Genomic DNA, 23834 nt, shown 5'->3' on the forward strand with positions numbered 1-23834 from the left:
TCAACCCTTCGTCAAATTTAGTCGCTGCCCCGGGGACGGGAAAATTTTGCCTGGATTCATGATATGGTTCGGATCCCAGCTATCCTTGATACGCTTCATCATATCCAGGCCAATTGCGCCTAGCTCCATTTCCATGAACGCCGACTTCATGTTTCCGATGCCATGCTCGCCTGACAGCGTACCACCCAGCTCAATCGCTGCTGCGAAAATCTCCTCCACAGCCTGCTCAACGCGCTTCATTTCTTCCCCGTCTCGCCTGTCCGCCACGATGTTTGGATGCAAATTGCCATCGCCAGCGTGACCGAATACGACCAGGTTCACATTATATTTTTCACGAATCTGTTTCAACCTGGCAAACATTGCCGGAATCTGGCTACGCGGCACCGTTGCGTCTTCGGATATTTTAGTCGGCTTCATCCGGGTAATTGCCGGGGAAACGAGCTTCCGCGCTTTCCATAGATTGGCCTGCTCTGTGGCCGTGCTGGCGATCTGGACCTGACGCGCCCCGATTTGCTCGCAAATGCGTGCAGCTTCACGGATTTCATCTTTTACGGCAAGGGGATGGCCGTCCACCTCGATCAGGATGATCGCTTCGGCATCTATAGGCAGGCCCAAGGGCTGGTACGACTCTACAGCCTGGATGCAGGCTTGGTCCATGATTTCCATTTTGGCGGGGAAAATGCCTGAGGTGAGCACTTTGGATATGGCTTTACCAGAAGTGACGATATCGTCAAAAATGGCTGACAGCGTCGCTGTCTCGAGCGGCTTCGGGATTAGCTGCAGCGTTGCTTCCGTAATAATTCCGAGCGTTCCCTCCGAGCCCACAAGCAGCTTGGTCAAGTCGTAGCCAGTCACGTTTTTCACCGTGCGGCTTCCCGTGCGGATGATTTCGCCCTGTGGCGTGACCACCTCCAGTCCCAACACGTAATCCTTGGTTACACCGTACTTCAGGCCGCGCGGACCGCCGGAGTTTTCCGCTAGATTGCCACCAATCGTAGAGACAAGAGAGCTGCTGGGGTCCGGCGGGTACATGAGTCCAGCCTGTTCCGCAGCCTCGTGAATCGCCGCTGTGAGTATACCAGGTGATACGATTGCGACGAGGTCATCGGGGATGACCTCAAGCTTGTGATTCATCGTGGACAAATCGATCACGATACCTCCTTCTACCGGCAGCGGACCACCCGACAGCGAGGTGGACGCACCACGCGGGTAGACGGGAATTTTCGCCTTGTTGGCCAGATTTACGATTCCGGCCACTTCCTGAACAGTTTTTGGCTGGACGACCAGCTCCGGCCAATAAGTACCAAACGAGGCGTCAAAGGAATAACTCGCCAAATCCTGTTTTTCCGTCAGGATGCGCTTGGACTCCGTAATGATTTGCCGTACGTTGCGCATGATCTCCTGATCAACTTTTCGATATGCCATATGATTCACCCTTTTGCGAACTTGCTGTCCTACAGTTCTAGTTGAAGCGAAACGAATTTATAGTCTAAATAATCCTCGATGCCGTATTTGCCGCCCTCGCGCCCTACACCGGATTCCTTAACGCCGCCAAAAGGAGCCTGTGCCACGGTTGGCAGTGCGTCGTTGATGCCCACTATTCCGAAATCCAGTTGCTCGGCCACGCGGAACATACGGGAGCCATCTCTGGTAAAAACGTACGAGGCCAGCCCATAGACTGTGGCATTGGCATACTGGATAGCTTCCTCCTCTGTATCAAAGGTAAAGATCGGGGCGACCGGACCGAACGTTTCTTCGTATGAAATTTTCATGTCGTGCGTGGCGCCGAAGAGTACGGTAGGAGCAAAGAAATGACCGTGTGAGTATGCGCCCTCCGTCAATCTGCTGCCTCCGCACAGGATAGCAGCGCCCTTTACCACCGCATCGTCTATATGCTCCTGTGCTTTCTCCAGCGCGTCCGCATCGATCATTGGACCGATAGTCACACACGGCTCCAAGCCGTTGCCGACAACGAGCTTCTTCATTTTCTCCGCCATGATAGTCGCAAACTGATCTGCAACCGATTTTTGCACATAAATACGGTTCGTGCATACGCATGTTTGGCCCGCATTGCGGAACTTACTCGCAATCGCCCCTTCCGCTGCCTGTTCTAGATCCGCATCGTCGAAGACCAGAAACGGAGCATGCCCGCCCAGCTCCATGGAAATTTTTTTCATCGTGTCGGCAGACTGACGCATCAGCTCCTTGCCCACTTCCGTTGAGCCAGTAAACGTGATCTTGCGTACGACCGGGCTCTCCATCATGGCGCCTACTACCTCGGAAGCAGCACCGTTTACGAGGTTGGCGACACCCTTTGGCACGCCTGCCTCGTGCAGTGCCTTGAAAACCTCAATAGCAGTGAGCGGCGTCGCGGATGCTGCTTTGAGCAGGATCGTGCAGCCGGCTGCCAAAGCCGGTGCTAGTTTACGGGTGATCATAGCAATTGGGAAGTTCCATGGCGTAATCGCCCCGACGACACCGACCGGCTGGCGCAGCACGATAATGCGCTTATTCGGGGCCGAAGCCGGAATCGTATCGCCGTAAATTCGCTTGCCTTCCTCCGCGTACCAGTCGAGATAATCAATCGCAAGGCCGATTTCGCCAAGCGCCTCTGCGACTGGCTTGCCCATCTCACGGGTAATCTGCTGGGAAATTGCTTCGGTACGCCCACGCAAAATGTCTGCGGTCTTTTTCAAGTAGGCATAGCGTTCCTTTGCAGTCAGGCGTGACCAAGGGCCAAAGGCTGCTTGGGCCGCGTCGATCGCAGCTTGTGTATCGGCCGTTCCGCCTTTCGCCACTGTTCCTACGACTTCCCCCGTTGCCGGATTCATTACGTCAAACGTCTTGCAAGATACAGCCTCACGCCATTCACCATTGATATATAGCATTGGAATTTCCTCCAGTTCTCTGGTTCATTCGGGAATTCGGCGACCCCCGAGGTCGATCGTCTACCGGCGGGGGTAATCGCAAAATGCGGTGTTAGTACAGTTCGGATAATGCCTCACGGATGATGTTCATCGCCTGATCGATCTCTTCTTTCTTCACGGTAGTTGGCGGTATAAAACGGATCACGTTTTTGTCCGAACCGCATATCAGCAAAATCAAGCCTTTTTCCAACGCCTTCTCTTTCAATCCGATTACGGTTTCACTGACTGGCTTGCCATCTGCATCCATGAACTCCATTCCAATCATCAGGCCAAGACCTCGGATTTCCTTGATCTGCGGGTAGTCATCCTTGAGCAATTCCAACTGTTCAACGAAATAAGCGCCCATCCGATCGGCATTGTCCAACAGTCCGCCTTCCAAAAGCTCGATAACCGCAAGCGATGCTGCGCACGCCACAGGGTTGCCGCCATATGTACCTCCGTGCGTGCCCGCTGTCCATTGATCCATCCATTCTGCCTTGGCTACCATGGCGCTCAAAGGGAAGCCATTTGCAATGCCCTTGGCCAGTGTCAGCACATCAGGCTGAACACCGAAGTGCTGCCATGCAAACATTTTTCCGGTTCGACCAAAGCCGGTCTGAATTTCATCAAAGACCAGCAAAATACCGTGCATATCGCAAATGCGGCGAATGGCTTTGAGGAATCCTTCTGGAGGGACAATATAGCCGCCCTCTCCTTGAATTGGTTCCATGATGATAGCTGCAATCTGATCCGGGGCAATCAAGAAACGGAAAATTTCATCCAGTTGGGCTAGGCAGCGTTCGGTTTCCGCCAGATCACAAAGTCCGCTGCGAAGAGGGTATGGAAATTCAGCGTAATAGACGCTGGGCAACAAACCTTCATAATCCTTACGGTAGGCGCTGTTTGAGGCGGTTAGCGTCGTGGTCGCCAGCGTGCGACCATGGAAGCTGCGCTTGAACGAAATGATGCCAGAGCGCTTGGTTACTTTTTTCGCCAACTTGATTGCTCCTTCGTTCACTTCTGCCCCGCTGTTGGAGAAATACACCTTGCAATTGCCGCCGTTCAACTCGTTAAGCTTTTCTGCCAACTCGACATAGACCGGGTAGTAGACCACATTGTGCCCACCGTGGATGAGCTTCTCCATCTGCTCCTTCGCCCGTTCAACGACAAGCGGATGATTGTGACCAACGTTGGTTACCGCGACGCCGCTAGCGAAATCGAGATACTTTTTCCCATCCTCCCCCCACAGAAAGGACCCCTCTCCTTTGATGACCCCTAGTGTGGTAGCGCGTAATGCGACTGGTGGCATTACGGCGTTGGCCCGTTCATACAGGCTTTTTGTTTGTACGGACATGATTTTCGCTCCTTTGGCTTTATCTTCTACACGATTCCACACGCTTTTAACCGCTGAATCTCATCCTCTGAATAACCTGCTCCCTCAAGGATCGAGTTGGTGTGTTCGCCAAGGGCGGGAGCCGGCGAATCAATAGACCCAGGGGTCTTTGACAATTTGATCGGGATTCCCGGCATCATCACGCGACCTGCAACGGGATGTTCCTGATACACGACCATTTCACGTGCCATCACCTGCGGATGTTGAACGACTTGCTCGATATCATTGATTTCACTGCACGGGATTCCTGCTTCTCTGAATTGCTCAATCCAAGCATGGGCAGGACGTTGTTGCAAAACCTGACCCATGATGGCTTCAAGTTCGGCCCAGTTTTCAGTTCGGGATGAATTGGAGGTAAACCGTGCGTCAAGAAGCAGGTCTGACCGCCCAACTGTATCGCACCATTTCTTCCAAAGTTGATCATTTCCAGCGGCCACGACAATATATCCGTCTGATGCAGAAAAAACAGCAAACGGGCTGATGGAAGGATGTCGATTCCCAGTGGCTTTCGGTGATTGGCCTGTGACGGTGTAGCGGGCGATTGCATTTTCAAGGATGGCGACCTGGCAGTCAAGCATGGCTACATCCACTTTTTGGCCCGTTCCCGTTTCTTTTCGTTTGTGAAGGGCAGACAGAATCCCAATGACCGTGAACAATCCTGCTGTAATGTCACCGACAGATGCGCCGACTCGTGTCGGCGTCCCGTCGGTGTCACCCGTTAGACTCATGATCCCCCCCATCGCCTGGACAATGAGATCGTACGCGGCTTGTTGACTGTAAGGACCTGTATGGCCGAATCCAGAACAGGCGGCGTAAATAATCCTAGGATTGATCGCTTCCAATTCATCGTAGCCAAGTCCAAACTTCTCCATTGTCCCGGGTCTGTAGTTTTCAAGAACAATGTCTGCAGTCTCCAGGAGTTTTGTAAAAACTCGCTGCCCTTCTACTGTTTTCAGGTTGAGCGTCAAACTCTTTTTGTTACGGTTTATGCTGACAAAGTAAATGCTTTCCTCATTTACAAACGGGCCAAAGCCCCGCGAATCATCTCCGACCTGTGGTGATTCAATTTTAATGACTTCCGCCCCTAAGTCTGCAAGGATCATTGAGGCATAAGGACCTGCCAATACTCTGGTCAAATCAAGCACGCGTACTCCCTCTAATGGCTTCACTCTTGACTCTCCTCCTTTTCATATGGAACCCTTAGCCTAGGATCAATTCCTTTTTTTGCAACAGGATCGTTCCGTCGATTTCGACTGTCGCGTCCTTGATCACCATGTCATAGTGTCCATTCGCTTTCACGGTCCCACCGATATAGGCATTCGTGCCTAGAGCGATATGAATGGTTCCAAATACCCCTTCGTCACTAAGCATGCTGTTTTCCAATTCGCACTCGGGATTCATGCCGATTCCGAATTCACCCACTTGAAAGATGGAATCCTGCTCATCATTTTTTTGTTCAAGTACATGGCGAAATGCGTCTGCTTCTGGACCGCCGCTAATGGAAATGGCCTTTCCCTGCGTGATTTCAACAATGACAGGTGTTTGAATCAACCCAATACCCGGGATGCTGCCGTCTACAACCAGGATACCCTCGGCCGTTCCTTCCACTGGGGCGATACTTGATTCAATGCAATGTGCAGCAGAAATATCACGGGTATTGGCGAATCCGGTTAATGCCCGCCCCTCGCGTCCTTGTATCGAAAAAGTCAGATTCGTTCCCTTATCCGTTCGGATCGCTACTGATTTGCCACGTGTTAAGAGGTCGGCAACACGCTCCACTTTGGGCTTCAAATCGATAAAATCAGCTTGTAGCCCTTTGCTCAATAAAATGTTGTCATGCGACTCCGGAAGAATAAGGACTCGGACTCCTGCTGATTGTGCAGCGTGCCGTGCCCGCGTGTGTGCAATATTAAAGGTCGTTGGGGCAATGACGACGTCTACTTCTTTCATCGCGACAGCAACAGCTTCTGGCAAAGCGTCCCCATGCCCTTTTCTCGGAAGCATTGACATGGTAATGGGCTCAGCTCCCAACGAACAGGTAACCGATGCGAGTACCTTTGCAATGCTGTCTGTTAAAAAGTCGGTTAAAATCAGGACTTTTTCTCCCTCTTTTACGCCCGCTAATATTTTGACTAAGGATGTTGCTGACTGGTACATGAGTGCTTCCTTCAATTTGTTTTCCCTCCGTTTGGCATATCTTGTCGTGAAGAATAGTGGGCTCTCCATAGATCGACGTACTGCGTTGCATTTGAACGGATGTCTTCTTGCTCTTCTGGGTTCAACGGACGAATGACCTTCGCTGGGAGGCCAATGGCGAGTGCGCCTGCAGGAATGCACACACCTGCAGGAACAAGCGCTCCAGCCCCAACCTGTGCCCCTTTTTCGATGATGGCACCGTCTAAAACGATTGCTCCCATGCCGATTCGGGCTTCGTCGTGGATGGTGCACGCATGCAAAATCGCTCGATGACCAACTGTTACGAATTTTCCGATTATTAGAGGGTTATCTGGGGTAACATGGCATATTGATCCATCTTGAATATTGGTTCCTTCCCCAACCTCGATATAATTATCATCATCGCCGCGAAGCACCGCTCCTGGCCAAATGCTTACATCCTTTGCAATTCGAACATCTCCAATCACTTGAGCGGCTTTGTCGATATAGGTTTCGCCGTGGATAGATGGAGTTTTATCCGGCAAGTCTCGTATCACACTCTCTCCTCCTTCCTTTTACTTTCCAATAAAGCGAGGCGGCTGCTTTTTGAAGAAGGATTCGATTGCATGATGATGATCGCGGGTCGCCTGACATTCAACAAAAGCATCCAATTCCTTCGCCATACCTTCAGCCCACGTAAGATCCATCGTTCGTTGAATGGCCTGCTTTGCCTTTCGAACAGCGATCGGTGCTCGGGTCGCTATCAGTTCCGCCCATTCTAGAGCAGTTGCCATCAACTGATCGCAAGGGACAATCTTATTCGCAAGTCCCCTCTGAAATGCTTCTTTTGCTGAAATCGTCCTGCCAGTCAGGATTACTTCTTTCGCATAGGCTTCACCCAAAAGGCGAACGAGCCTAGTTGTACTCACTACTAACCCTACTTTAACGCCGGCTGCGCATAAGGCTGCTCGATCCGTCATAATTCGGATATCAGAAGCGAGAGCAAGTTCAAATCCACCTCCAAACGCGTATCCATCAATTGCGGCGATAACTGGTTGCGGCATTTCATTTACGATGTCATAGATGCGACAATCTTCCTGCAAAAATAACCGCACTGTCTCCTGCGTGAGCTCTCCTTCTTCATTCAGGTCTGCACCAGCACAAAATGCTCGCTCTCCTTCTCCCCGCAAAATGATGACGCGCACATCGTCACGCTGCTTCAGGCCCTCCATAAACGGAACGAAGACCTGACGAACTTCTTTGGTTAATATGTTCATTGGGGGATTCTGAATGGTTATCGTACAGATATGATTGCGAATCTCCGTGTTGATCCAATGTTTCATGGCTTGGCTCCCTCCTTCTTTTCATCTATGCCCTTTGTTTTATCTCTACCTGTGCCGTAGTTCCCTCACTACGTTCTGAGCTATCTTCTAAACGACCATCAATTCCTTTGCTTCGTTGATATTTATCCCAAAAAATCACGGCGATAGGGCATAACAGGGAGGTAGTTAATGTGGCGATCGAGATTTGGATCGTTGCCGTATTAGCGATGTCCTGAAACTGTTGCGCTTCAGCGGGACTCATGAGCCCGGCTCCTGCTGCGACTGATGCGGCGGCCGCTATCGCAGCAGGAGTTCCCGCTGCATTTCCTGCAGTCGACGCTTCCGCAACCGGACCGATCGTGCTGCGTTCCCGGAAGAGCTTGTAAATCAGTACGCCTGCCAGTCCCGTTAACAATGTGGTCATAAAGCCCAGGACAACTCCCCCGGCAACAACCTTTGGATTAAAGAAATTCATAAAATTCATACCTGCACCTAAGCAAAAGGCAAAGAACGGAACCAGCAAAGTTTCTCCTGGCTTCAGGAATTCTCGGATTTCCTCGTCAAGATTACCAAGCAGCATGCCAAGTGCGATGGGCAAAAGCACAGCAATAAATGCGATGATCGGGAAATTGGCGCCTAGCATGCCCAATGCCAGCATGGTAAGAAAAGGGCCATCGTTAAGGGTTAAAACAGCAATCGCTCCGACATCAGAACGATTCCCGTATTGCCCGCACAAAACGGCGTACATTCCTTCATTTCCGTTCGTCATGGCGGCGATGATCGCCATTGTCGACAATCCAAGCAATCCATGCATCGGGTCGAAGAATAAGCCGAACAAAACACCAACGCATAGGCCGGTCAAATACTTGCTGGACATGAGCAATATTCCTTTTGTCAAGGCTTTCCCTCCTACGCGCAGGTTCATTTGACTTCCAGCGCAAAAAAGGAACAGGCCAATCAACGTAAGCGTACCGGTCTTGAACAAGGCTTCAGTGAACCCGCCGATCTTTAGAAATTCATATATACCGTCTTTCGTTGGAGTTACGCCCAACTCTTTCAGCACATTCATCAAGGCAGGGAGATGAAGCTGATCGATGGTATTGAGAAGAGCGCCCAGCATAAGAGGAACAACCATTAATCCGCCGGGTATTCTCTCGATGCTTTGCTTTATTTTCACGATGATCCCTCCATATTAAAGAGAATGTGAGGCAGCTTCCCGAACCATTAAATGATTTTCTTTTGGGTGAGGAGCTCCATTTCTTCCGTGGAAAAGTCCAACTCTTGCATAATTTCAAGAGTGTGCTCTCCCAGCATAGGAGCGGTTCGGACAATTTCACCAGGCGTTCGGCTTAATTTGACAGGTATACCAAGAGCCTTGATGGAACCCGCTACGGGATGCTCCAGTGTGTGAACCATTTCTCGTGCCAACGTATGTGGATCGTTGAGCGCCTCTTGGAATGTGTTTATCGGACCTGCTGGAATGCCTGCCTTTTCAAATTGTTCAAGCCAGTAGGACCGAGGGTGTGCTGTTGTCTTTTCTTCAACCAGCTGTACAAGCTCGGGCAAATGTTTCATCCTGGCATAATTTTCTGCGAATCGTTCATCCGTAACCAGCTGGGATAGACCGATCAGGGAACAAAACAAGGGCCAGTGATGTTCGGTATCTGCCCCGATCGTAAAGTAGCCGTCTTTGGCCTGAAACGCTTGGTATGGTGAAGAGAGACGATGAGCGCTGCCGGTTGGTTGGGGAATTTCACCGGAATACCAATACTCGGTACTCTCCCATACGGACATGGCCAGACCAGCTTCAAACAGCGACGTGTCGACATATTGACCTTCACCTGTTCGTTCACGAGCCATCAGAGACGTCAAAATTCCATAACAAGCAAACATGCCCGCCCCTAAATCGGTGATAGGTAATCCACATTTGACAGGATTTCCTCCCTTTTCACCTGTCACACTCATGATTCCGGACATCCCCTGGGCAATGAGATCATAACCGCCCCGGTTGGAATAGGGGCCAGTTTGACCAAATCCGGAAATGGAACAGTAAATAATTCGGGGGTTCAGTAAACGTATGGTGTCATAATCAATCCCGAGTCTTTTGACGACACCTGGTCGGTAATTTTCTACGATCACATCGGCGGTTTTTGCCAACCGATGAAACAGCTTTACTCCTTCCTCTTCTTTCAGGTTGATCGCAATTCCTCTTTTGTTGCGGTTCACTGAAAGGAAAGCCCCACTCTCCCCATTTACGAACGGAGGCCCCATCCGTCGTGTGTTCTCTCCGCGCAATGGTGGCTCAATTTTGATAACGTCCGCTCCCATATCGGCAAGCAGCATGCTGCAATAAGGTCCAGCCATGACTTGGCTCAAATCAAGAACGCGAATACCTTTCAACGCTTTCATTTGTTGACACTCCTTTCACGTCTTAACAGGTTCACTGGTTTTTAGGGTAATTGGATGAACATAAGTCGGGTAAAAACGAAGTAGAATAACAGAATCGTTCCTATAGAGACAGGCAACACTTTATACCATCTCACCTCTTTGTAGAAAGTAATGCCGACGAAAAGGTAGAGAATCGTTACGAGTATAAAGCCGATGAAAGGAATTCCCGCAAAGAGATAAATACCTGTCCAGAGGACGTAGAAGACACCCCTACGAATGTTTCCATTGCGGTATGCTGGCGTAACAACTGCTGTCCTCAGGCGGCCTGCTTTCACAAGCTGGGTGGCAGAGACAATCATGAGCAGCACTCCCAGCAGTAATGGAAATGAACGGGACGAGTTCAGCACATGATCACCAGCAGGAAGTTGTAAGGTCAGCCAGATAACAAACATACTCACCAACATTGAACATATCCCAAGCGTCCACTCTTTGTTCAAAGGTAACCACCTCTGGTGAATTTTTTATGGGCGCAAAATCCCCACTTCCTCTGGAGAACGTTTACCTACACCGATATCCCAAAGCAACCAGCTGGTTTTTTCCGTAATTTTTCGTGTGTACTCCTGGGGATCTTCGATAGTGATTAGCACAATGGCCCGTTCTTCTGCGAATTTTTTAAATTCCTCTGTTTGGATAATCCGGCGATAAGCATCCCTAAGCTTGTTTATGATAGGCTGAGGAGTCCCTGCCTTGACTGATGGCCCCCACCACGTGCCCTCTGGAACATGGGCGGCAAGCTTCCCTTCAAAATCGGTAACAGGTGGAATGCTCCCGATCCCCTTCACTTGAAAAGGTTTATTATCCATAACGGCCAGTGCACGAAGTTCGCCTGCACGGAGCAAGTCAACTACCTCATTAACCCCGCTGATGGAAAAGTCAACCTCATTGCGCAGCGCAGCCATTGCAGCATTTTTCCCTGAATCATAGGTAATAATTTCAGCCTTGCCGCCGACTGTATTTTTCACGATTTCCAATGTCAGATGCCAAGGGTCACCAATGCCAGCGACGCCTACCTTTGCTTTCCCTGTTTGTAACAGTGTGACAAGATCCGAAAAGGTTTTGATAGCGGAGTCTTTCTTTACGGTGAATGTAGCAATCCCCATAGCCCCAATTCCGATTTGTTCAAAATCCTTGTAGGTATAATCCGTCATCCCCATAGTGGGAAAAACTCGGATCAGATCGGTCTGAAAGAGAATGGTTTGGCCGTCTGCCTGCTGCTTTTGTACGTGTTCGATAGCGAGAGCACTGGAAGCTCCCGGCATATTCCGAACCGCAACAGGCACACCAAGAATCTCTTGGAATTTAGGCTGGATGGTTCTCGCCATGGTGTCCGTACCGCCGCCAGCACCAAACCCCACAATCATTTCAATAGGACCATTCGGGTACGGTTCTCCCTCCTCTACTTTGGCGGCTGGAGTCGTAGTGATACTGCTAGGATCTGTCGTGCTTTGACTAGATGGAGAGCAACCAAAAACCAATAAAAGCAGCGAGAGGTATATGAGAAGGAAAGATACATTTCCACGAGAGCGCATTACTCAATCCCCCTAGAGCGATTTATTTTCCTCCGAATGAAATGCCATGTTTGATTAACCGCTTGATTCTTGCTTAAAACAATAAACAGAATAGTCAAAATCAATACAATACATATGGGACGGGTAATAAAGGGCAGAAAAGAATAGTCGGCACTTACCATTGCTCTTCGAAAATTTTGTTCAGCCATCGGCCCAAGTATGATTCCCAGTACCATCGGTGGGGCAGGTAGCTCAATTTGCTTCATTCCATAACCAATTAAGCCGAACAGAAACATGATACCGATATCAAACGGACGACTATTTACAGCATACGTGCCGATGACACAGAGTACGGAAACAATTAGTAATACCATGCTTTTCGGAAGTAACAGCACCCGCTGAAAAACGGATGAAAATGAAAGTCCGGCTAGCAGCATGAAGAGTGAGGCCACTAAGATAATGAAGAAAATTTGGTACAAGAGCAAGGGCTGTTCTGTGAGTAACAGTGGACCTGGATTTAACCCGTGCAACATCAGTCCGCCAATAATGACGGCCGTGACAGAATCGCCAGGGATCCCTAAGGTTAACATTGGGATGTATGAACCGGGCACACAGGCATTATTCGCGGTTTCAGAAGCAACAATCCCCTCCGGATTTCCTTTTCCGAACGTCTCGGGCTCTTTGCTGCGCCGTTTCGCCATGTCGTACGACACCCACGAAGCAACATCCGCACCTACACCAGGAACTGCCCCGATAAGAGCACCAATGACCGATGACCGAAATCCAAGTGGAAAGAATTTTTTCAAAAGCTTCATGGATGGCATCACGGATGATACTTTTCCTGCTTTGATCGGTGGCGTCAAATCCGAGAGTGCCGTGATGACCTCTGAGAGACCGAACAGTCCGATTAGAACAGAAATCAGACTAAATCCATCCATGAGTTCACTGCGTCCAAATGTAAAACGGGGTGTACCTGAAATCAAATCCATTCCTACGGTAGCCAGGATGAGCCCGATTACTCCTGCGATGATTCCTTTTGTCAGGGATTCAGCTGTAATGTTGGCACTGATCAGGATGCCAAACAAGGCGAGCAAGAAATACTCCCAGGAACCAAAATTCATACTAAATTGAGATAGCAGCGGAGTAGCCAACAGAAAGAGGAAGGCTGCTAAAATCGTTCCAATAAAGGATTGAATCGTGGCGATACCTCTCGCCAATCCCCCTTCGCCTCGCAGAGCCATTGGATAGCCATCGAGTGAAGTTGCCGCTGATGCCGGTGTTCCTGGTATATTCAAAAAAATCGCAGAAGTCGAGCCCCCATAGGTTCCGCCGATATGAAGGGATACAATGAGAACGAGTGCTTCCGTCAGAGGCATTCCCCATGTAAAGGAGATCAATAGTGATACGCCCATCGTGGTTGTAAAGCCGGGTAAAGCGCCAATAATGATGCCGATTAACGTCCCAATAAGAAAAAGTAGAAACGTATTCCAGGTGAACAAATCCCCGATAACTCCCAGTAACGGACCCAATTCTCCCCCTCCTTTTACTAGTCAATCATGACTTGGCGGTCCCTCATTATGATCTTACCGTCCACCTCAATAATTGCGTCTCTCATCACCAGATCACAGTGTCCAGGTGCGCGAATGCTACTGCCAAAAGTAATGCCATTGCCAATCCCTATGTGCATCGTACCCAGCTCGGCTTCGTCTTCAAGAGGTCCACCCTGCCCGATTTTTGCCTTTGGATTCATTCCCATGCCCATCTCCACTGCACAATACATATTCGGGTGGTTATAACTTTTTAATGTTTCTTTTAGACGCTGGGCATCCGCTCCTCCTTCGATCGAAACGATGATACCTTTTTCAAACACAAGCTTAATCACCTCTTTGCAAGGACCACCAGGCACTACCGCACCATCTACGTACATGACGCCTTCCGTAGTTCCTTCTACAGGTGCAACAGCAACCTCAATACACGGTGGGGGTGATATGGAGCCTGGCTCGTGGCATATTCCTGTTTGCGGAACTGCATATCTACCGGCTATGTCCATCACTAGGTCCGTTCCGAGTGGGGAGCGTACCCGCACTTTTTTACCATGTTCCAAAATGACGGCAAGCTTATCAATCAGTTTTTTTTGCTCGAAATAGTCAACCTCTAAGGAACCATCTAAAAAGACTTCATCACATGCATCAGGCATAAATAGTAATCGCGCTCCTGCGTTGCTTGCTTCCTTTCGTGCGGTGGAATGATTGACTGAAAAAGTAGTCGGTGCAACGATGGCATCTGCCGCTTTCATTGCTTCCGCGACTATTCGTGGCGGTTCCTCCCCATGACGCGAACGCGGTGTCATCACAAGTAAAACGACTTCTGCTCCCATCTCCTGTCCAACTAGTGCAAACATCTCGGCAATGTCCATCTTGTTGGTATCGGTGAGGACCAACAAATTTTCGTCTGGCTTGACATTGAGGCAGGTCTCTAGCAAATTACGCACGGACCGCATCATAAACATGCGCCTCATATACATTTCACATCCTCCCTTTCCAAAAGCGTTTTTCTGTGCACTCTTTGTTAATAGCAAATGGTGTGCCAACCGTTTCATTTGTTCCACAGGGAATAAATCATCAGCTGAATACAGAGCAAAAGCCAGGTATGGCCAGGTTTTTGTCTCAGTGGTACTTCTTAGGTGCAGATGAACGCTCCCATCCTGGATTTCGCAAATTGCGAACGGAACCAAGTTTTTTTCTGCTGTGGCTGTTATGAAGCGGAGAGATGTTCGTGATTCGCAAAATGCAAAACCATTTTGCATTTTGCGAATAAAAAAGCTTTCCATTGAATCGAAGGAACGAGTCCTGTTGATCCTGGAAAGCATATGATTACATATTGTTTTTCAATTTTTGTAAATTTCTGTAAAGTGTAGCCAGATTTATCCCAAGGGCATCTGCTACCATTTTTTTGCCCTCTACACTTGTCCCATATTTCTGCAGCGCTTTGGTAATCATCTCTGCTTCCAGCTGTTCCAGCGGGAGAATCGCGTTTTCGTCCCATGAAGGTGCAACATTCGTACGGGATATTCTCTCAGGAAGATGATTGGGTTGAATCCAGGAAGCGTCCACCATGTGAACAGCATATTCCACAACGTTTTGTAATTCCCTTACATTCCCCGGCCACTTGTACTCTGTGAGTATTCTCTCTGTTTCCTCCGAAAAGCCTCTTATTTGCTTACCTGTTATTTCCGAATAATGCGTTAAGAAATACTGCAGCAAAATCGGAATATCTTCCTGCCGTTCCCTAAGTGGTGGGATAGATAAAGAAATGACGTCTAAGCGATAATAGAGATCCTCTCTGAAGGTGCCCTGCTGCACCATCTGCTCCAAATTTTTATTGGTGGCCGCAATTATTCTTACGTCAATCGGGATAGGATCACTACCGCCGACACGCTCCACTTTTTGCTCTTGCAGCACCCGTAATAGCTTCACTTGTAAATGGAGAGGCATATCACCGATTTCATCTAGGAAGATCGTTCCCCCGTCAGCCATTTCAAACTTACCCGGTTTTCCTTTTTTTATCGCACCGGTGAAAGCACCTTCGTTGTAGCCAAACAATTCGCTCTCCAATAACTGCTCAGGGATTGCCGCACAATTGATAGCGCGGAATGCGTGCGTCTTTCTCTGGCTCTCTGCATGAATGGAGCGGGCAAACAACTCTTTTCCGGTTCCGCTTTCACCAAGGATGAGAACCGTTGCTTTACTTGGGGCAATTCGTTTAGCACGCGTAATCGTTGCATGCAAGGCTTTACTGTTTCCAATAATACAGGCAAAAGTGGATGCGTCATCATTTTCAGAAGTCAAATGATAGGCATAACGTTGAACATCCTCCAAATCTTTAAATGTATAGACAGCTCCAACCACCGAATCTCCTTGGAGTAACGGAGTCGCATTCCCGATTACCTTCACGTTCTTTCCGTTCACCTCCAACCAGCATTCTTCATCTTTAAATCCCTTCTGTGTTGATAGAACGCTCTTTAATCGTAGCGGAGGGAGAATTTTATGGATCGGCTTACCGAGAACCATCTCTTTTGTTAGGCCTAAAATTTTCGAGCCTGAATTGTTTAACTCGATACATCTGCCTTCTTTGTCAACTGCCAAAATGCCCTCGTACATGGATTGAATCGTAATCTCCAACATTTGCGAAAGAGAAAAATACTGGTGCGTCAAAAACTTTGACGAAATTTTGTTGCTGATCAAATCAGCCATTTTTCCCAAGAAATTGGATAATATGATCTGCTTCTGTCGCAAAATCATCTCTTGCTCTTGTGAAAAAGCGGTAATGCTTACGACACCAACAGAAACGCCTTGATGGATGAGGGGAAATGAAACATCCGCCTTCTCCGGACAATTCCCCCATAAACTGCATGGTTTACAGAGCTCATGTACTCCAGGATGATAATTGTAAACGGGCTGACTGGTTTTCAGCACCTCGGAAACGATAAAACCTCTTACTTTATCTCCCACTTGTGCGTGGGCTCCTCCACCGGTTGCAGCTACAACCGTTTTTTGATCATCGTAAATGATCACTTCCAGATCAAGAACCGATTTAATGGCTTCCGCGACCAACTTGACGTCTTCTTGAACATCAAACAATATCGATGTAGTTTTTTCCATCAGATCACTCCTCATCCTCCTCGCCAAATCGGGTTCCCACGCTGTTGTTTTTTATCAGTGAAATTTGTACAGCATGTATTTCAACGTAAAAGTTCTACATCCTTTTTTCCAAAGAGGCTTACTAATTTATGATGGTGGATGTAATAAAAATGATCATTCAGCTTGATTTTAATTGAACTGATATTAATAAAAAGTCCCGGTAGTATATCTTATCAAAAAACGCCATTAGAAAAGGAATGCATCTTTTCTCCATGACACAGGGCGGATCATCTGCAACAGACGTCCGCCCTCTCTCCTATCCTCTGCCAGCCAACAGCCGGTTCCATTCAATTGCCTATCGCTTGAATACTTTTCATTGACTTTACACCTGAGTCATCTCCATCTTCATGTAAACCTGCTCCGTCGAAAGCGTAAACCCTGCCTCCTCCAGTATCTTGATAAGACGCTGGTTGGAAACGGGCAAGTTAAAGGTCGTCCGGCGGCAAGCCACATCGAACGGCGCGAACAAATGTGACAAGGCGAAGCGAACGATATCGTCGCCATCTTCAATTCCTGGTGCCGCCTCGCATTGCATGAGCGTAATCGAGTGGAGATGGCCTTCCTCGTCAAAAGCGCGCTTGTAGATGGCGTACCCGACTGTATCTCCCGCTACATTCAGAATTGTCAGCGATTCTCCGTCGCGAACACTGGCCCACTGGGTTTGCCATGGCGACATGCTCTGGTAAAACGGCAGCGAGCAAACGTCATGGGGAATCCCCCGCTTAAGCTGGTACGCCGACTCGTTTTCGAAATAAAACAGAGTCTTTGTCATTGCATCCGTACGCTGGAGGAAAATCAGGTTGTCGATGATCTCATACCCGATCTGCTGGTATAGCGCAATCGCCTTGTCATTTTGCCGAAATGCCTCCAAAATGGCCGTATCTATACCGGCTTCACGATATACGTCGACCAGCGCATTCATCAGTTGCCTGCCGAGACCTTGGCGGCGTACCGAGGCTGCTACTCCTGTACCGCCATTCCACGCGACTCTCTTCCCATCAATTGTGCGCACACCGGACAATACGATGCCAACAGGCTGCTCATCCTGAAAAGCGATAATCGACAGATCAGCGGACAGTCCCTCCATCACTAATCTCGTCAGGAATCGATCTACAGTCGTAGTTGCATCGACAAAATATCCCTCAAATCCCTTGTTCCACGCTTCTACTGCTTCAGCAAATGAGCATTCGCTTAATTTTTTGATCGTGATTATGAGAATCTCCTCCTTTATTCCCTATTACTATTTTCCTGCTTGTACTCTATGGCAACCATTTCATTTGTGAAACGACAAGCTTCTCATCGGCACGAGGCTGGAAATCCAATTTGTCACTCACACCGTATATATCCCTCTGTTGCCAGAGTGGAATCCAAGCGGCTTCTTCTACCACCCGCTTTTGCAAATAAGCAAACGCCTCTTGCCTTTTACCAGGATCTACGGTTGCTGCCAGCTCTAGAATCGTTTTGTCCATGTCTGCATCGGTATAGCCGCTAAAAGGAGAATCCTTGGTAAAGTAATTAACCATCGTTCCTTGTGCTTCAAACACCGGCCCTGATCCAAGCAGATACATGTCTTTCATCTCTTTTTGCAGCAGTTTGTTCACGTGTGTGCCCCATTCATTTACTTGCACATTTACTTTGATGCCGATCTTTTGCAGCTGCGAGGCAATCGCTTGTGCCACATGCGAATCCATCGGGTAGCGTCCACTCGGGGTATCCAACTGGAGCTCCAGAGAAGAGGGTTCATACCCTGCTTCCTTCAGCAGCTGTACAGCTTTGTCGGGATCGTATGCATAGCCTTCTGTTTTGACGTATTCCAGATTAAAGTCTGGCAGCGGTCCGGTCATTCGCTTGCCGTATCCGTTGAGGACAGCATTGAGGATTCCGTCTATATCTACTGCATAGCTGATCGCCTGACGTACCTTTTGATCCTTTAGCGGCCCGTTGTACATGCTGTTGAGGATGATAAAATTGATCCGTGCCGATTCAACCGTCTCCACCTTGGTTGAAGGGGTGTTTTTTACTGAGTCGACAGAATCCACGGGAATATTTTTGATCAAATGCACTTCGCCGCTTAATAGCGCAGAAAGTCTCGTACTAAACTCTGGAATGTATCGGAACGTCAGCTTCTTGATCGCAGGGGCTCCCCGCCAGTACGCTTCGTTTGCGGCCAACTGCAGCGATTCGTCGCGGCTCCATTTGACAAAAGTATACGCTCCTGTGCCGATCGGCTGACTGGCAGCCTTTTCTATGCCGACCTCTGCCACGTACGCAGCCGACATGATCAAAATGTCATCGGCCATTCGCTGCAAGATCGTTGGGAACGGCTGTGTCGTGACGATTTGTACTTTATGGGGATCAATTACTTTCACTTCTTTTACATCTTTCCAGCGGGTGCGGTAAAAGGACTTGTTTTTTTCATCCAAAATGTACTCGATGCTAAATTTTACATCATCGGCGGTAAATGGAGCACCGTTGTGAAACGTAACACCGTCTTGCAGTGTCAGCTCCCAGGTCAAGTCATTGACATTTTTCCATTCTGTAGCTAGTCCGGGAACCAATTCTCCCTTGGCGTCACGGTCAATCAAGGCATCGTAAATATTGCGGATTTGAACATCTGTCACGTAATTTTGCTGAGTATTGGCTAACATCGTGGCTGCGTCTGCTTCCAGCCCAACGACGAGATCCGTTTGAACAGGCTGGGATGCTTCTTTCCCTGTACTGGCAGTATTGCCTGTTCCTGACGTGGTCGGCGTTCCTGCGGTGTTTGGCGTACATGCTGTGATGCAGAGGATGAGTAAAAGCCATGGAACGAAATATTTTTTCAGCATTCCGTTTGCCTCCTATGTGTGTTTTAGCTTTTTTTAACCAGTTACATTCTTGCTATATTTTCGTTCGCGGTTTAGCCAAGCAAGCAGGGCACGAAAAAAGTGGATACATGCCTGCATGACAGGGCCGATCATGATAGCAAAAACAAGGGTGCCGATGGAAACCGGTCCTCCCAAATACCAGCCTGCTGCGAGGACAACTGCCTCCATCACCGTCTTTACCTTTCGTATCGACCAGCCCGATTTTTCCGCCAGTACGAGCATGATTCCGTCGCGCGGACCTGCGCCCAGATTGGAAGCGATATACATCCCGGCTCCTACCCCGATTGCGATAATCCCTGCCAAAAGGGAGACATATTGATAAATCCCTGTCGGCATAGATGCATCGCCAGTACTAAGAAACCAATCAATAAACCACCCGACCAAGAGCATATTTAACAAAGTGCCAATCGTCGGCAGTTGTTTCGAAAGAAAAGAGCTGATGAGCAGCAGCAAGGCTCCGGTTATTTGCGACCACAAGCCGACTGTTTGACCAAATGAATGTGTCAATCCGATATAGAGAACATCCCATGGACTTACTCCCAGATTGGCTCGAATCATCAATGCGACACCGTAGCTCATCATAATCAGCCCGGCGAAAAACAACCCTAAGCGAAACCACCAGAGCCAGTTGCACCTCTTCCCCATTTTTTGGCTACGAGTATTCATGATTCAGCATACAAATGACAAGCCGTATACTGTCCGTTGCCAAGATGGCGCAAGGGTGGTGTAGTGACCTGACAAACTGACATTTTTTGTGGACAACGGGGATGAAAGGCACATCCTGTCGGCGGATTTGCCGGACTGGGCAGGTCACCCTGCAAGATAATTCTCTCTTTTGACTCATCTGGGTGCTTTTTTGGAACAGCTGATAGCAGCGCCTGTGTATACGGGTGTTTTGGTGCCTGAAAAATGTCTGCTGTCTTGGCCATTTCCACCATTCTCCCCAGGTACATCACACCTACCCGATCGCTTATATGCCGTACGACTCCGAGATCATGAGAAATAAACAAATAAGTAAGCTGGAAATCCTTTTGCAGCCTCAAGAGCAGATTGATCACCTGGGACTGTACAGAGAGATCGAGGGCCGAAACAGGCTCATCGGCAACTATCAATTCAGGCTGTAAAATCAAGGCCCTGGCAATACCGATCCGCTGCCGCTGACCACCGGAAAACTCGTAGGGGTACCGATCCAGATGATACTCGCTGAGTCCGACGATTTTGAGGATGTCGATGGCTTTTTCCACCCGTTCTTTCGGAGAAAAAAGTCCATGAACGCGCAGTGGCTCGGTCAATATTTGCCGGATCGATTTTTTCGGATTAAGTGAAGCATACGGATCTTGAAACACCATCTGCATTTTTCGCCGTAATGTTCGCAATTCTCGATCACCGAGTGTACTGATCTCGGTTCCTTTGAACCGGATCTCGCCTGACGTTATGTCATTCAGACGAAGAATACTTCTCCCTGTCGTGGACTTTCCGCACCCACTTTCCCCGACTAGGCTAACCGTCTCGCCCTGGTACACAGTAAAGGAGACATCTTCAACGGCCTTAATCATTTTTTTCGGTTTGAACAGGCCTTGGTCAATTGCGTAGTATTTTTTCAATTGGTTTACTTCTAGGAGAGGCTCAGCGCGCATCAGCAAGCACCTCCTGGTCATTGTTCTCGTATAACCAACAGCGGCATTCTTGCCTTCCAAATTGGTAGAGCGGCGGGCTTTCAACCAAGCATTTGTCAAATGCGCTGGAACATCGCGGAGCAAATGAGCAGCCTGTGGGCAGTTCATCCGGTCTGGGAACATTCCCAGGAATGGACGGCATCTCGCTCTTATGTTCATGGTGAGTAGGCAGCGAGGCGAGCAAACCGCGCGTATACGGATGCTTGGGCTGGTTGAAAATCGTTCTGACATCCGCACTCTCCACGACCTTGCCGGCGTACATGACCACAACACGATGGCACATTTCTGCAACTACACCGAGATCATGGGTGATGAGCAGAATCGACATGTTATTCTCCAGCTGGATCGTTTTCATAAGATCCACGATTTGCGCTTGTATCGTAACATCTAACGCTGTCGTCGGTTCATCTGCAATTAATAGCTTGGGTCTGCACAGCATCGCAAGGGAAATCATGACTCGTTGCCGCATACCCCCAGATAGCTGATGGGGATATTCATCAATGATTTCATCCGCTCGGGGAATCCCGACCAGGTTTAGCATCTCGATAATCTTTTTCCTTCTTTCTTTACGTCCCAGCTTTGTGTGATGCCGCAAAGGTTCGCTTAACTGTTCTCCAATGGTAAACACAGGATTGAGCGAGGTCATTGGCTCCTGAAAGATCATAGCGATCTGATTTCCCCTGATCCTGCGTATTTTTTCTTCTGGCAACTGGACTAAATCCATACCGTCAAAGCGGATGCTGCCTTGCTCAATCAATGCGACCGATTGCGGCAGCAGCCCCATGATAGACAAAGACGTCACGCTTTTACCGCACCCCGACTCACCAACGATGCCCAGGATTTCGTTTTCGTACACGCGCAGACTGATGTCATCGACCGCCTTTACCAAACCGCGGGCAGTGTTGAAGGTAGTTCGTAAATGCTCAATCTCCAAGATCACTTTTTCCAAACGAATCCTCCTCTTTCGTATGTCCTATCCATTCTTCGCTTCGGGGTCGAGTATATCGCGCAGCCAGTCGCCAAATAAATTCACACCCAATGCCGTAATCACAATCGCAATACCGGGGAATGTAATCAGCCACCAGGAGCTAAAAATATAGTCTTTTCCTTCATTGAGCATGTTTCCCCAAGCAGGCTGAGGGGGTTGGACACCAAAGCCGAGAAAGCTAATGGACGCCTCCGCGATGATAAAAGACGCCACTTGCAAGGAAGAGAGCACGATGATTGGCGTATACAGATTAGGCAAGATATGCTTGACTAGGATCTCCCACTTGGGGACACCGAGCGAGACGCAAGCAATAATGAATTCTTTCTCCCGCAGAGCGAGAACTTCACTGCGAATCACCCTGGCATAGCTAACCCATCCAGCGATGACAAGCGAAATGATAATATTCTTCAATCCAGCGCCGATGACGGCATTAATGACGAGGACGAGCAGGATAAATGGGAAGCTGAGCTGTACATCGACAATTCTCATCAGAACGATATCGACCCAGCCGCGAAAATAGCCTGCAATAATTCCAATGGCGGTACCAACGATTCCGGCGAAGCATGCCGTAGTCAGCCCTACCAGAATGGATATTTTCGTACCTGAAATGAGCCGCGATAAAATGTCTCTGCCCAATTGGTCTGTTCCCAGCAAATGACCCTCTGTTAGCGGCGGCAAGAGCTTTTTGGTCAATTCCGCGCTGTAGGGATCATACGGAGCCAGCCAGTCACCGAGCAAACCGATGAGCAGTATGCATACAATGATGAGGAAACCGAGCAGCCCCGTGGGACTTTTCATCAGCTGTCGGATGAGGAGAATCGATTTTGCCTCTGGTTTCTTAGGTTTTAACAGGGGCACGTCGAGTGAATTCTCAATGGTACTGTTTCTCATGGTATCCCCCTATTTAAATCGAATTTGTGGATTTACGTAGGCGTAGAGTACATCGACTAGAAAGTTGATCAGACAATAAATCATGGCAACGAAAAAGACTCCCGCCATGACTACAGGAAAATCTCGATTTAACAATGCCTGCATAAGCAGCTTGCCGATACCTGGCCAGGCAAACACGACTTCCGTGATGACCGCTCCTCCCAAAAGCACTCCCAAATCCAGCGCGACGAGAGTAATGATCGGGATCAGCGTGTTTTTAAACGCATAGCGGAACAGGATGCGAGATACTGGGATGCCTGACGATCTCGCCGTTCGAATGTAATCTTTACGCAGGACGTCCGCCATCGTCGATCTGGTAAACCGGGCAAATCGGGCAATGCTGTATGCAGCCAAAGTTACAGCCGGAAGGACCAAGTGAACGGTTGAACCTCCTCCGCCCGAAGGCACCCATTTTAAATGCGCCGCAAAGATAAAGATAAGGATCAGCCCCAGCCAAAAGCTCGGAATCGCCTGACCAAGCACGGTCATGCTTACACCCAAATAATCGAGCAGCGAATTTTTTTTGTATGCCGTAATGATTCCGATGGGTATGGCAACCACCAAGGACAATCCCAGCGCTGTAAAGGCTAATTGAAAGGTTGCCGGAAGTCTGGCCAGAATCATTTGCAAGGCATCCTCCGAAGTCCGCAGCGACTGGCCAAAATCACCTTGTATGGCATTGGTCATAAACTCCGTATATTGAATCAGCAGCGGCCGATCAAATCCAAGCAAATGACGGTACTCTTCGATTTGTTCACGCGAAGCGTCGGCGGGGAGAAACAGAGCAGTGGGGTCCCCTGCCAATCTCACAAGGAAAAACACGGCAGTTAAGGCAAGCAAGACGACAATGATCATCTGACTGCCTCTTTTAATCACGTAATCAATCATCTGTTCCTCCCAGGACATTTTTATTTATGGATTCTTCCATCCACTCTATCTGCC

The 23834-nt window shown here is 48.9% G+C and carries 21 protein-coding genes; all 21 read right to left on the reverse strand.

Annotation, left to right across the window (positions count from 1 at the left end; genetic code table 11):
• Complete coding sequence (locus tag ACIFQN_RS22545) at window positions 1-1425, reverse strand: FAD-binding oxidoreductase (RefSeq protein WP_429835289.1); 1425 nt, start codon at window positions 1423-1425, stop codon at window positions 1-3.
• Between the two features lie 29 nt (window positions 1426-1454).
• Entirely contained in the window at window positions 1455-2888 is a 1434-nt protein-coding gene (locus ACIFQN_RS22550) for an NAD-dependent succinate-semialdehyde dehydrogenase (protein WP_429835290.1), read from the reverse strand.
• A 91-nt stretch (window positions 2889-2979) separates the two neighbouring features.
• Complete coding sequence (locus ACIFQN_RS22555; RefSeq protein ID WP_429835291.1) at window positions 2980-4260, reverse strand: aspartate aminotransferase family protein; 1281 nt, start codon at window positions 4258-4260, stop codon at window positions 2980-2982.
• Between the two features lie 26 nt (window positions 4261-4286).
• Window positions 4287-5468, reverse strand: a complete 1182-nt coding sequence (locus ACIFQN_RS22560) for a CaiB/BaiF CoA transferase family protein (RefSeq protein WP_429835292.1) — start codon at window positions 5466-5468, stop codon at window positions 4287-4289.
• Window positions 5469-5499: 31 nt separating this feature from the next.
• Entirely contained in the window at window positions 5500-6471 is a 972-nt protein-coding gene (locus ACIFQN_RS22565) for an aminopeptidase (protein WP_429835293.1), read from the reverse strand.
• The gene (locus ACIFQN_RS22570; protein WP_429835294.1) at window positions 6468-7010 is read right to left on the reverse strand and encodes a gamma carbonic anhydrase family protein; all 543 of its coding nucleotides are present in this window, start codon (window positions 7008-7010) and stop codon (window positions 6468-6470) included. Before ACIFQN_RS22570 ends, ACIFQN_RS22565 begins: the two co-directional genes overlap by 4 nt.
• A gap of 18 nt (window positions 7011-7028) precedes the next feature.
• Window positions 7029-7796, reverse strand: coding sequence for an enoyl-CoA hydratase/isomerase family protein (locus tag ACIFQN_RS22575; protein ID WP_429835295.1), 768 nt, complete (start codon window positions 7794-7796; stop codon window positions 7029-7031).
• Window positions 7797-7821: 25 nt separating this feature from the next.
• Window positions 7822-8952 carry a 2-keto-3-deoxygluconate permease gene (locus tag ACIFQN_RS22580; protein ID WP_429835296.1) on the reverse strand — a complete coding sequence of 377 codons (1131 nt, stop codon included), beginning with the start codon at window positions 8950-8952 and terminating at the stop codon, window positions 7822-7824.
• A gap of 47 nt (window positions 8953-8999) precedes the next feature.
• The gene (locus ACIFQN_RS22585; protein WP_429835297.1) at window positions 9000-10184 is read right to left on the reverse strand and encodes a CaiB/BaiF CoA transferase family protein; all 1185 of its coding nucleotides are present in this window, start codon (window positions 10182-10184) and stop codon (window positions 9000-9002) included.
• Between the two features lie 41 nt (window positions 10185-10225).
• A complete protein-coding gene (locus ACIFQN_RS22590; RefSeq protein WP_429835298.1) occupies window positions 10226-10660 on the reverse strand; it encodes a tripartite tricarboxylate transporter TctB family protein in 435 nt (144 codons plus the stop codon).
• A 24-nt stretch (window positions 10661-10684) separates the two neighbouring features.
• Window positions 10685-11752 (reverse strand): tripartite tricarboxylate transporter substrate binding protein, encoded by a 1068-nt coding sequence (locus tag ACIFQN_RS22595; RefSeq protein ID WP_429835299.1) that lies wholly within the window; start codon window positions 11750-11752, stop codon window positions 10685-10687.
• On the reverse strand, window positions 11752-13260 hold the full coding sequence (locus tag ACIFQN_RS22600) for a tripartite tricarboxylate transporter permease (protein WP_429835300.1): 1509 nt from the start codon (window positions 13258-13260) through the stop codon (window positions 11752-11754). Before ACIFQN_RS22600 ends, ACIFQN_RS22595 begins: the two co-directional genes overlap by 1 nt.
• A gap of 17 nt (window positions 13261-13277) precedes the next feature.
• Entirely contained in the window at window positions 13278-14255 is a 978-nt protein-coding gene (locus ACIFQN_RS22605) for an aminopeptidase (protein ID WP_429835301.1), read from the reverse strand.
• A gap of 349 nt (window positions 14256-14604) precedes the next feature.
• Window positions 14605-16392, reverse strand: coding sequence for a sigma-54-dependent Fis family transcriptional regulator (locus ACIFQN_RS22610; protein ID WP_429835302.1), 1788 nt, complete (start codon window positions 16390-16392; stop codon window positions 14605-14607).
• 361 nt (window positions 16393-16753) lie between these two features.
• On the reverse strand, window positions 16754-17662 hold the full coding sequence (locus ACIFQN_RS22615; RefSeq protein WP_429835352.1) for an N-acetyltransferase family protein: 909 nt from the start codon (window positions 17660-17662) through the stop codon (window positions 16754-16756).
• A 28-nt stretch (window positions 17663-17690) separates the two neighbouring features.
• Window positions 17691-19259 (reverse strand): ABC transporter substrate-binding protein, encoded by a 1569-nt coding sequence (locus ACIFQN_RS22620; protein WP_429835303.1) that lies wholly within the window; start codon window positions 19257-19259, stop codon window positions 17691-17693.
• Between the two features lie 33 nt (window positions 19260-19292).
• On the reverse strand, window positions 19293-19964 hold the full coding sequence (locus ACIFQN_RS22625) for a YczE/YyaS/YitT family protein (RefSeq protein ID WP_429835304.1): 672 nt from the start codon (window positions 19962-19964) through the stop codon (window positions 19293-19295).
• Window positions 19961-20935, reverse strand: coding sequence for an ABC transporter ATP-binding protein (locus tag ACIFQN_RS22630; RefSeq protein WP_429835305.1), 975 nt, complete (start codon window positions 20933-20935; stop codon window positions 19961-19963). Before ACIFQN_RS22630 ends, ACIFQN_RS22625 begins: the two co-directional genes overlap by 4 nt.
• Entirely contained in the window at window positions 20925-21923 is a 999-nt protein-coding gene (locus ACIFQN_RS22635) for an ABC transporter ATP-binding protein (protein ID WP_429835306.1), read from the reverse strand. Before ACIFQN_RS22635 ends, ACIFQN_RS22630 begins: the two co-directional genes overlap by 11 nt.
• Window positions 21924-21947: 24 nt before the next feature.
• Window positions 21948-22853, reverse strand: a complete 906-nt coding sequence (locus tag ACIFQN_RS22640; RefSeq protein WP_429835307.1) for an ABC transporter permease — start codon at window positions 22851-22853, stop codon at window positions 21948-21950.
• A 9-nt stretch (window positions 22854-22862) separates the two neighbouring features.
• On the reverse strand, window positions 22863-23780 hold the full coding sequence (locus tag ACIFQN_RS22645) for an ABC transporter permease (RefSeq protein WP_429835308.1): 918 nt from the start codon (window positions 23778-23780) through the stop codon (window positions 22863-22865).
• Window positions 23781-23834 lie beyond the last annotated feature (54 nt).

The organism is Brevibacillus sp. NRS-1366, assembly GCF_050467985.1.

Excerpts from the sequence above, each read along its gene's own strand:
- ACIFQN_RS22545 (WP_429835289.1), bottom strand. The coding sequence starts at position 1,425 with ATGGCATATCGAAAAGTTGATCAGGAGATCATGCGCAACGTACGGCAA.
- ACIFQN_RS22550 (WP_429835290.1), bottom strand. The coding sequence starts at position 2,888 with ATGCTATATATCAATGGTGAATGGCGTGAGGCTGTATCTTGCAAGACG.
- ACIFQN_RS22555 (WP_429835291.1), bottom strand. The coding sequence starts at position 4,260 with ATGTCCGTACAAACAAAAAGCCTGTATGAACGGGCCAACGCCGTAATG.
- ACIFQN_RS22575 (WP_429835295.1), bottom strand. The coding sequence starts at position 7,796 with ATGAAACATTGGATCAACACGGAGATTCGCAATCATATCTGTACGATA.
- ACIFQN_RS22585 (WP_429835297.1), bottom strand. The coding sequence starts at position 10,184 with ATGAAAGCGTTGAAAGGTATTCGCGTTCTTGATTTGAGCCAAGTCATG.
- ACIFQN_RS22595 (WP_429835299.1), bottom strand. The coding sequence starts at position 11,752 with ATGCGCTCTCGTGGAAATGTATCTTTCCTTCTCATATACCTCTCGCTG.
- ACIFQN_RS22605 (WP_429835301.1), bottom strand. The coding sequence starts at position 14,255 with ATGTATATGAGGCGCATGTTTATGATGCGGTCCGTGCGTAATTTGCTA.
- ACIFQN_RS22610 (WP_429835302.1), bottom strand. The coding sequence starts at position 16,392 with ATGGAAAAAACTACATCGATATTGTTTGATGTTCAAGAAGACGTCAAG.
- ACIFQN_RS22620 (WP_429835303.1), bottom strand. The coding sequence starts at position 19,259 with ATGCTGAAAAAATATTTCGTTCCATGGCTTTTACTCATCCTCTGCATC.
- ACIFQN_RS22625 (WP_429835304.1), bottom strand. The coding sequence starts at position 19,964 with ATGAATACTCGTAGCCAAAAAATGGGGAAGAGGTGCAACTGGCTCTGG.
- ACIFQN_RS22630 (WP_429835305.1), bottom strand. The coding sequence starts at position 20,935 with ATGCGCGCTGAGCCTCTCCTAGAAGTAAACCAATTGAAAAAATACTAC.
- ACIFQN_RS22640 (WP_429835307.1), bottom strand. The coding sequence starts at position 22,853 with ATGAGAAACAGTACCATTGAGAATTCACTCGACGTGCCCCTGTTAAAA.
- ACIFQN_RS22645 (WP_429835308.1), bottom strand. The coding sequence starts at position 23,780 with ATGATTGATTACGTGATTAAAAGAGGCAGTCAGATGATCATTGTCGTC.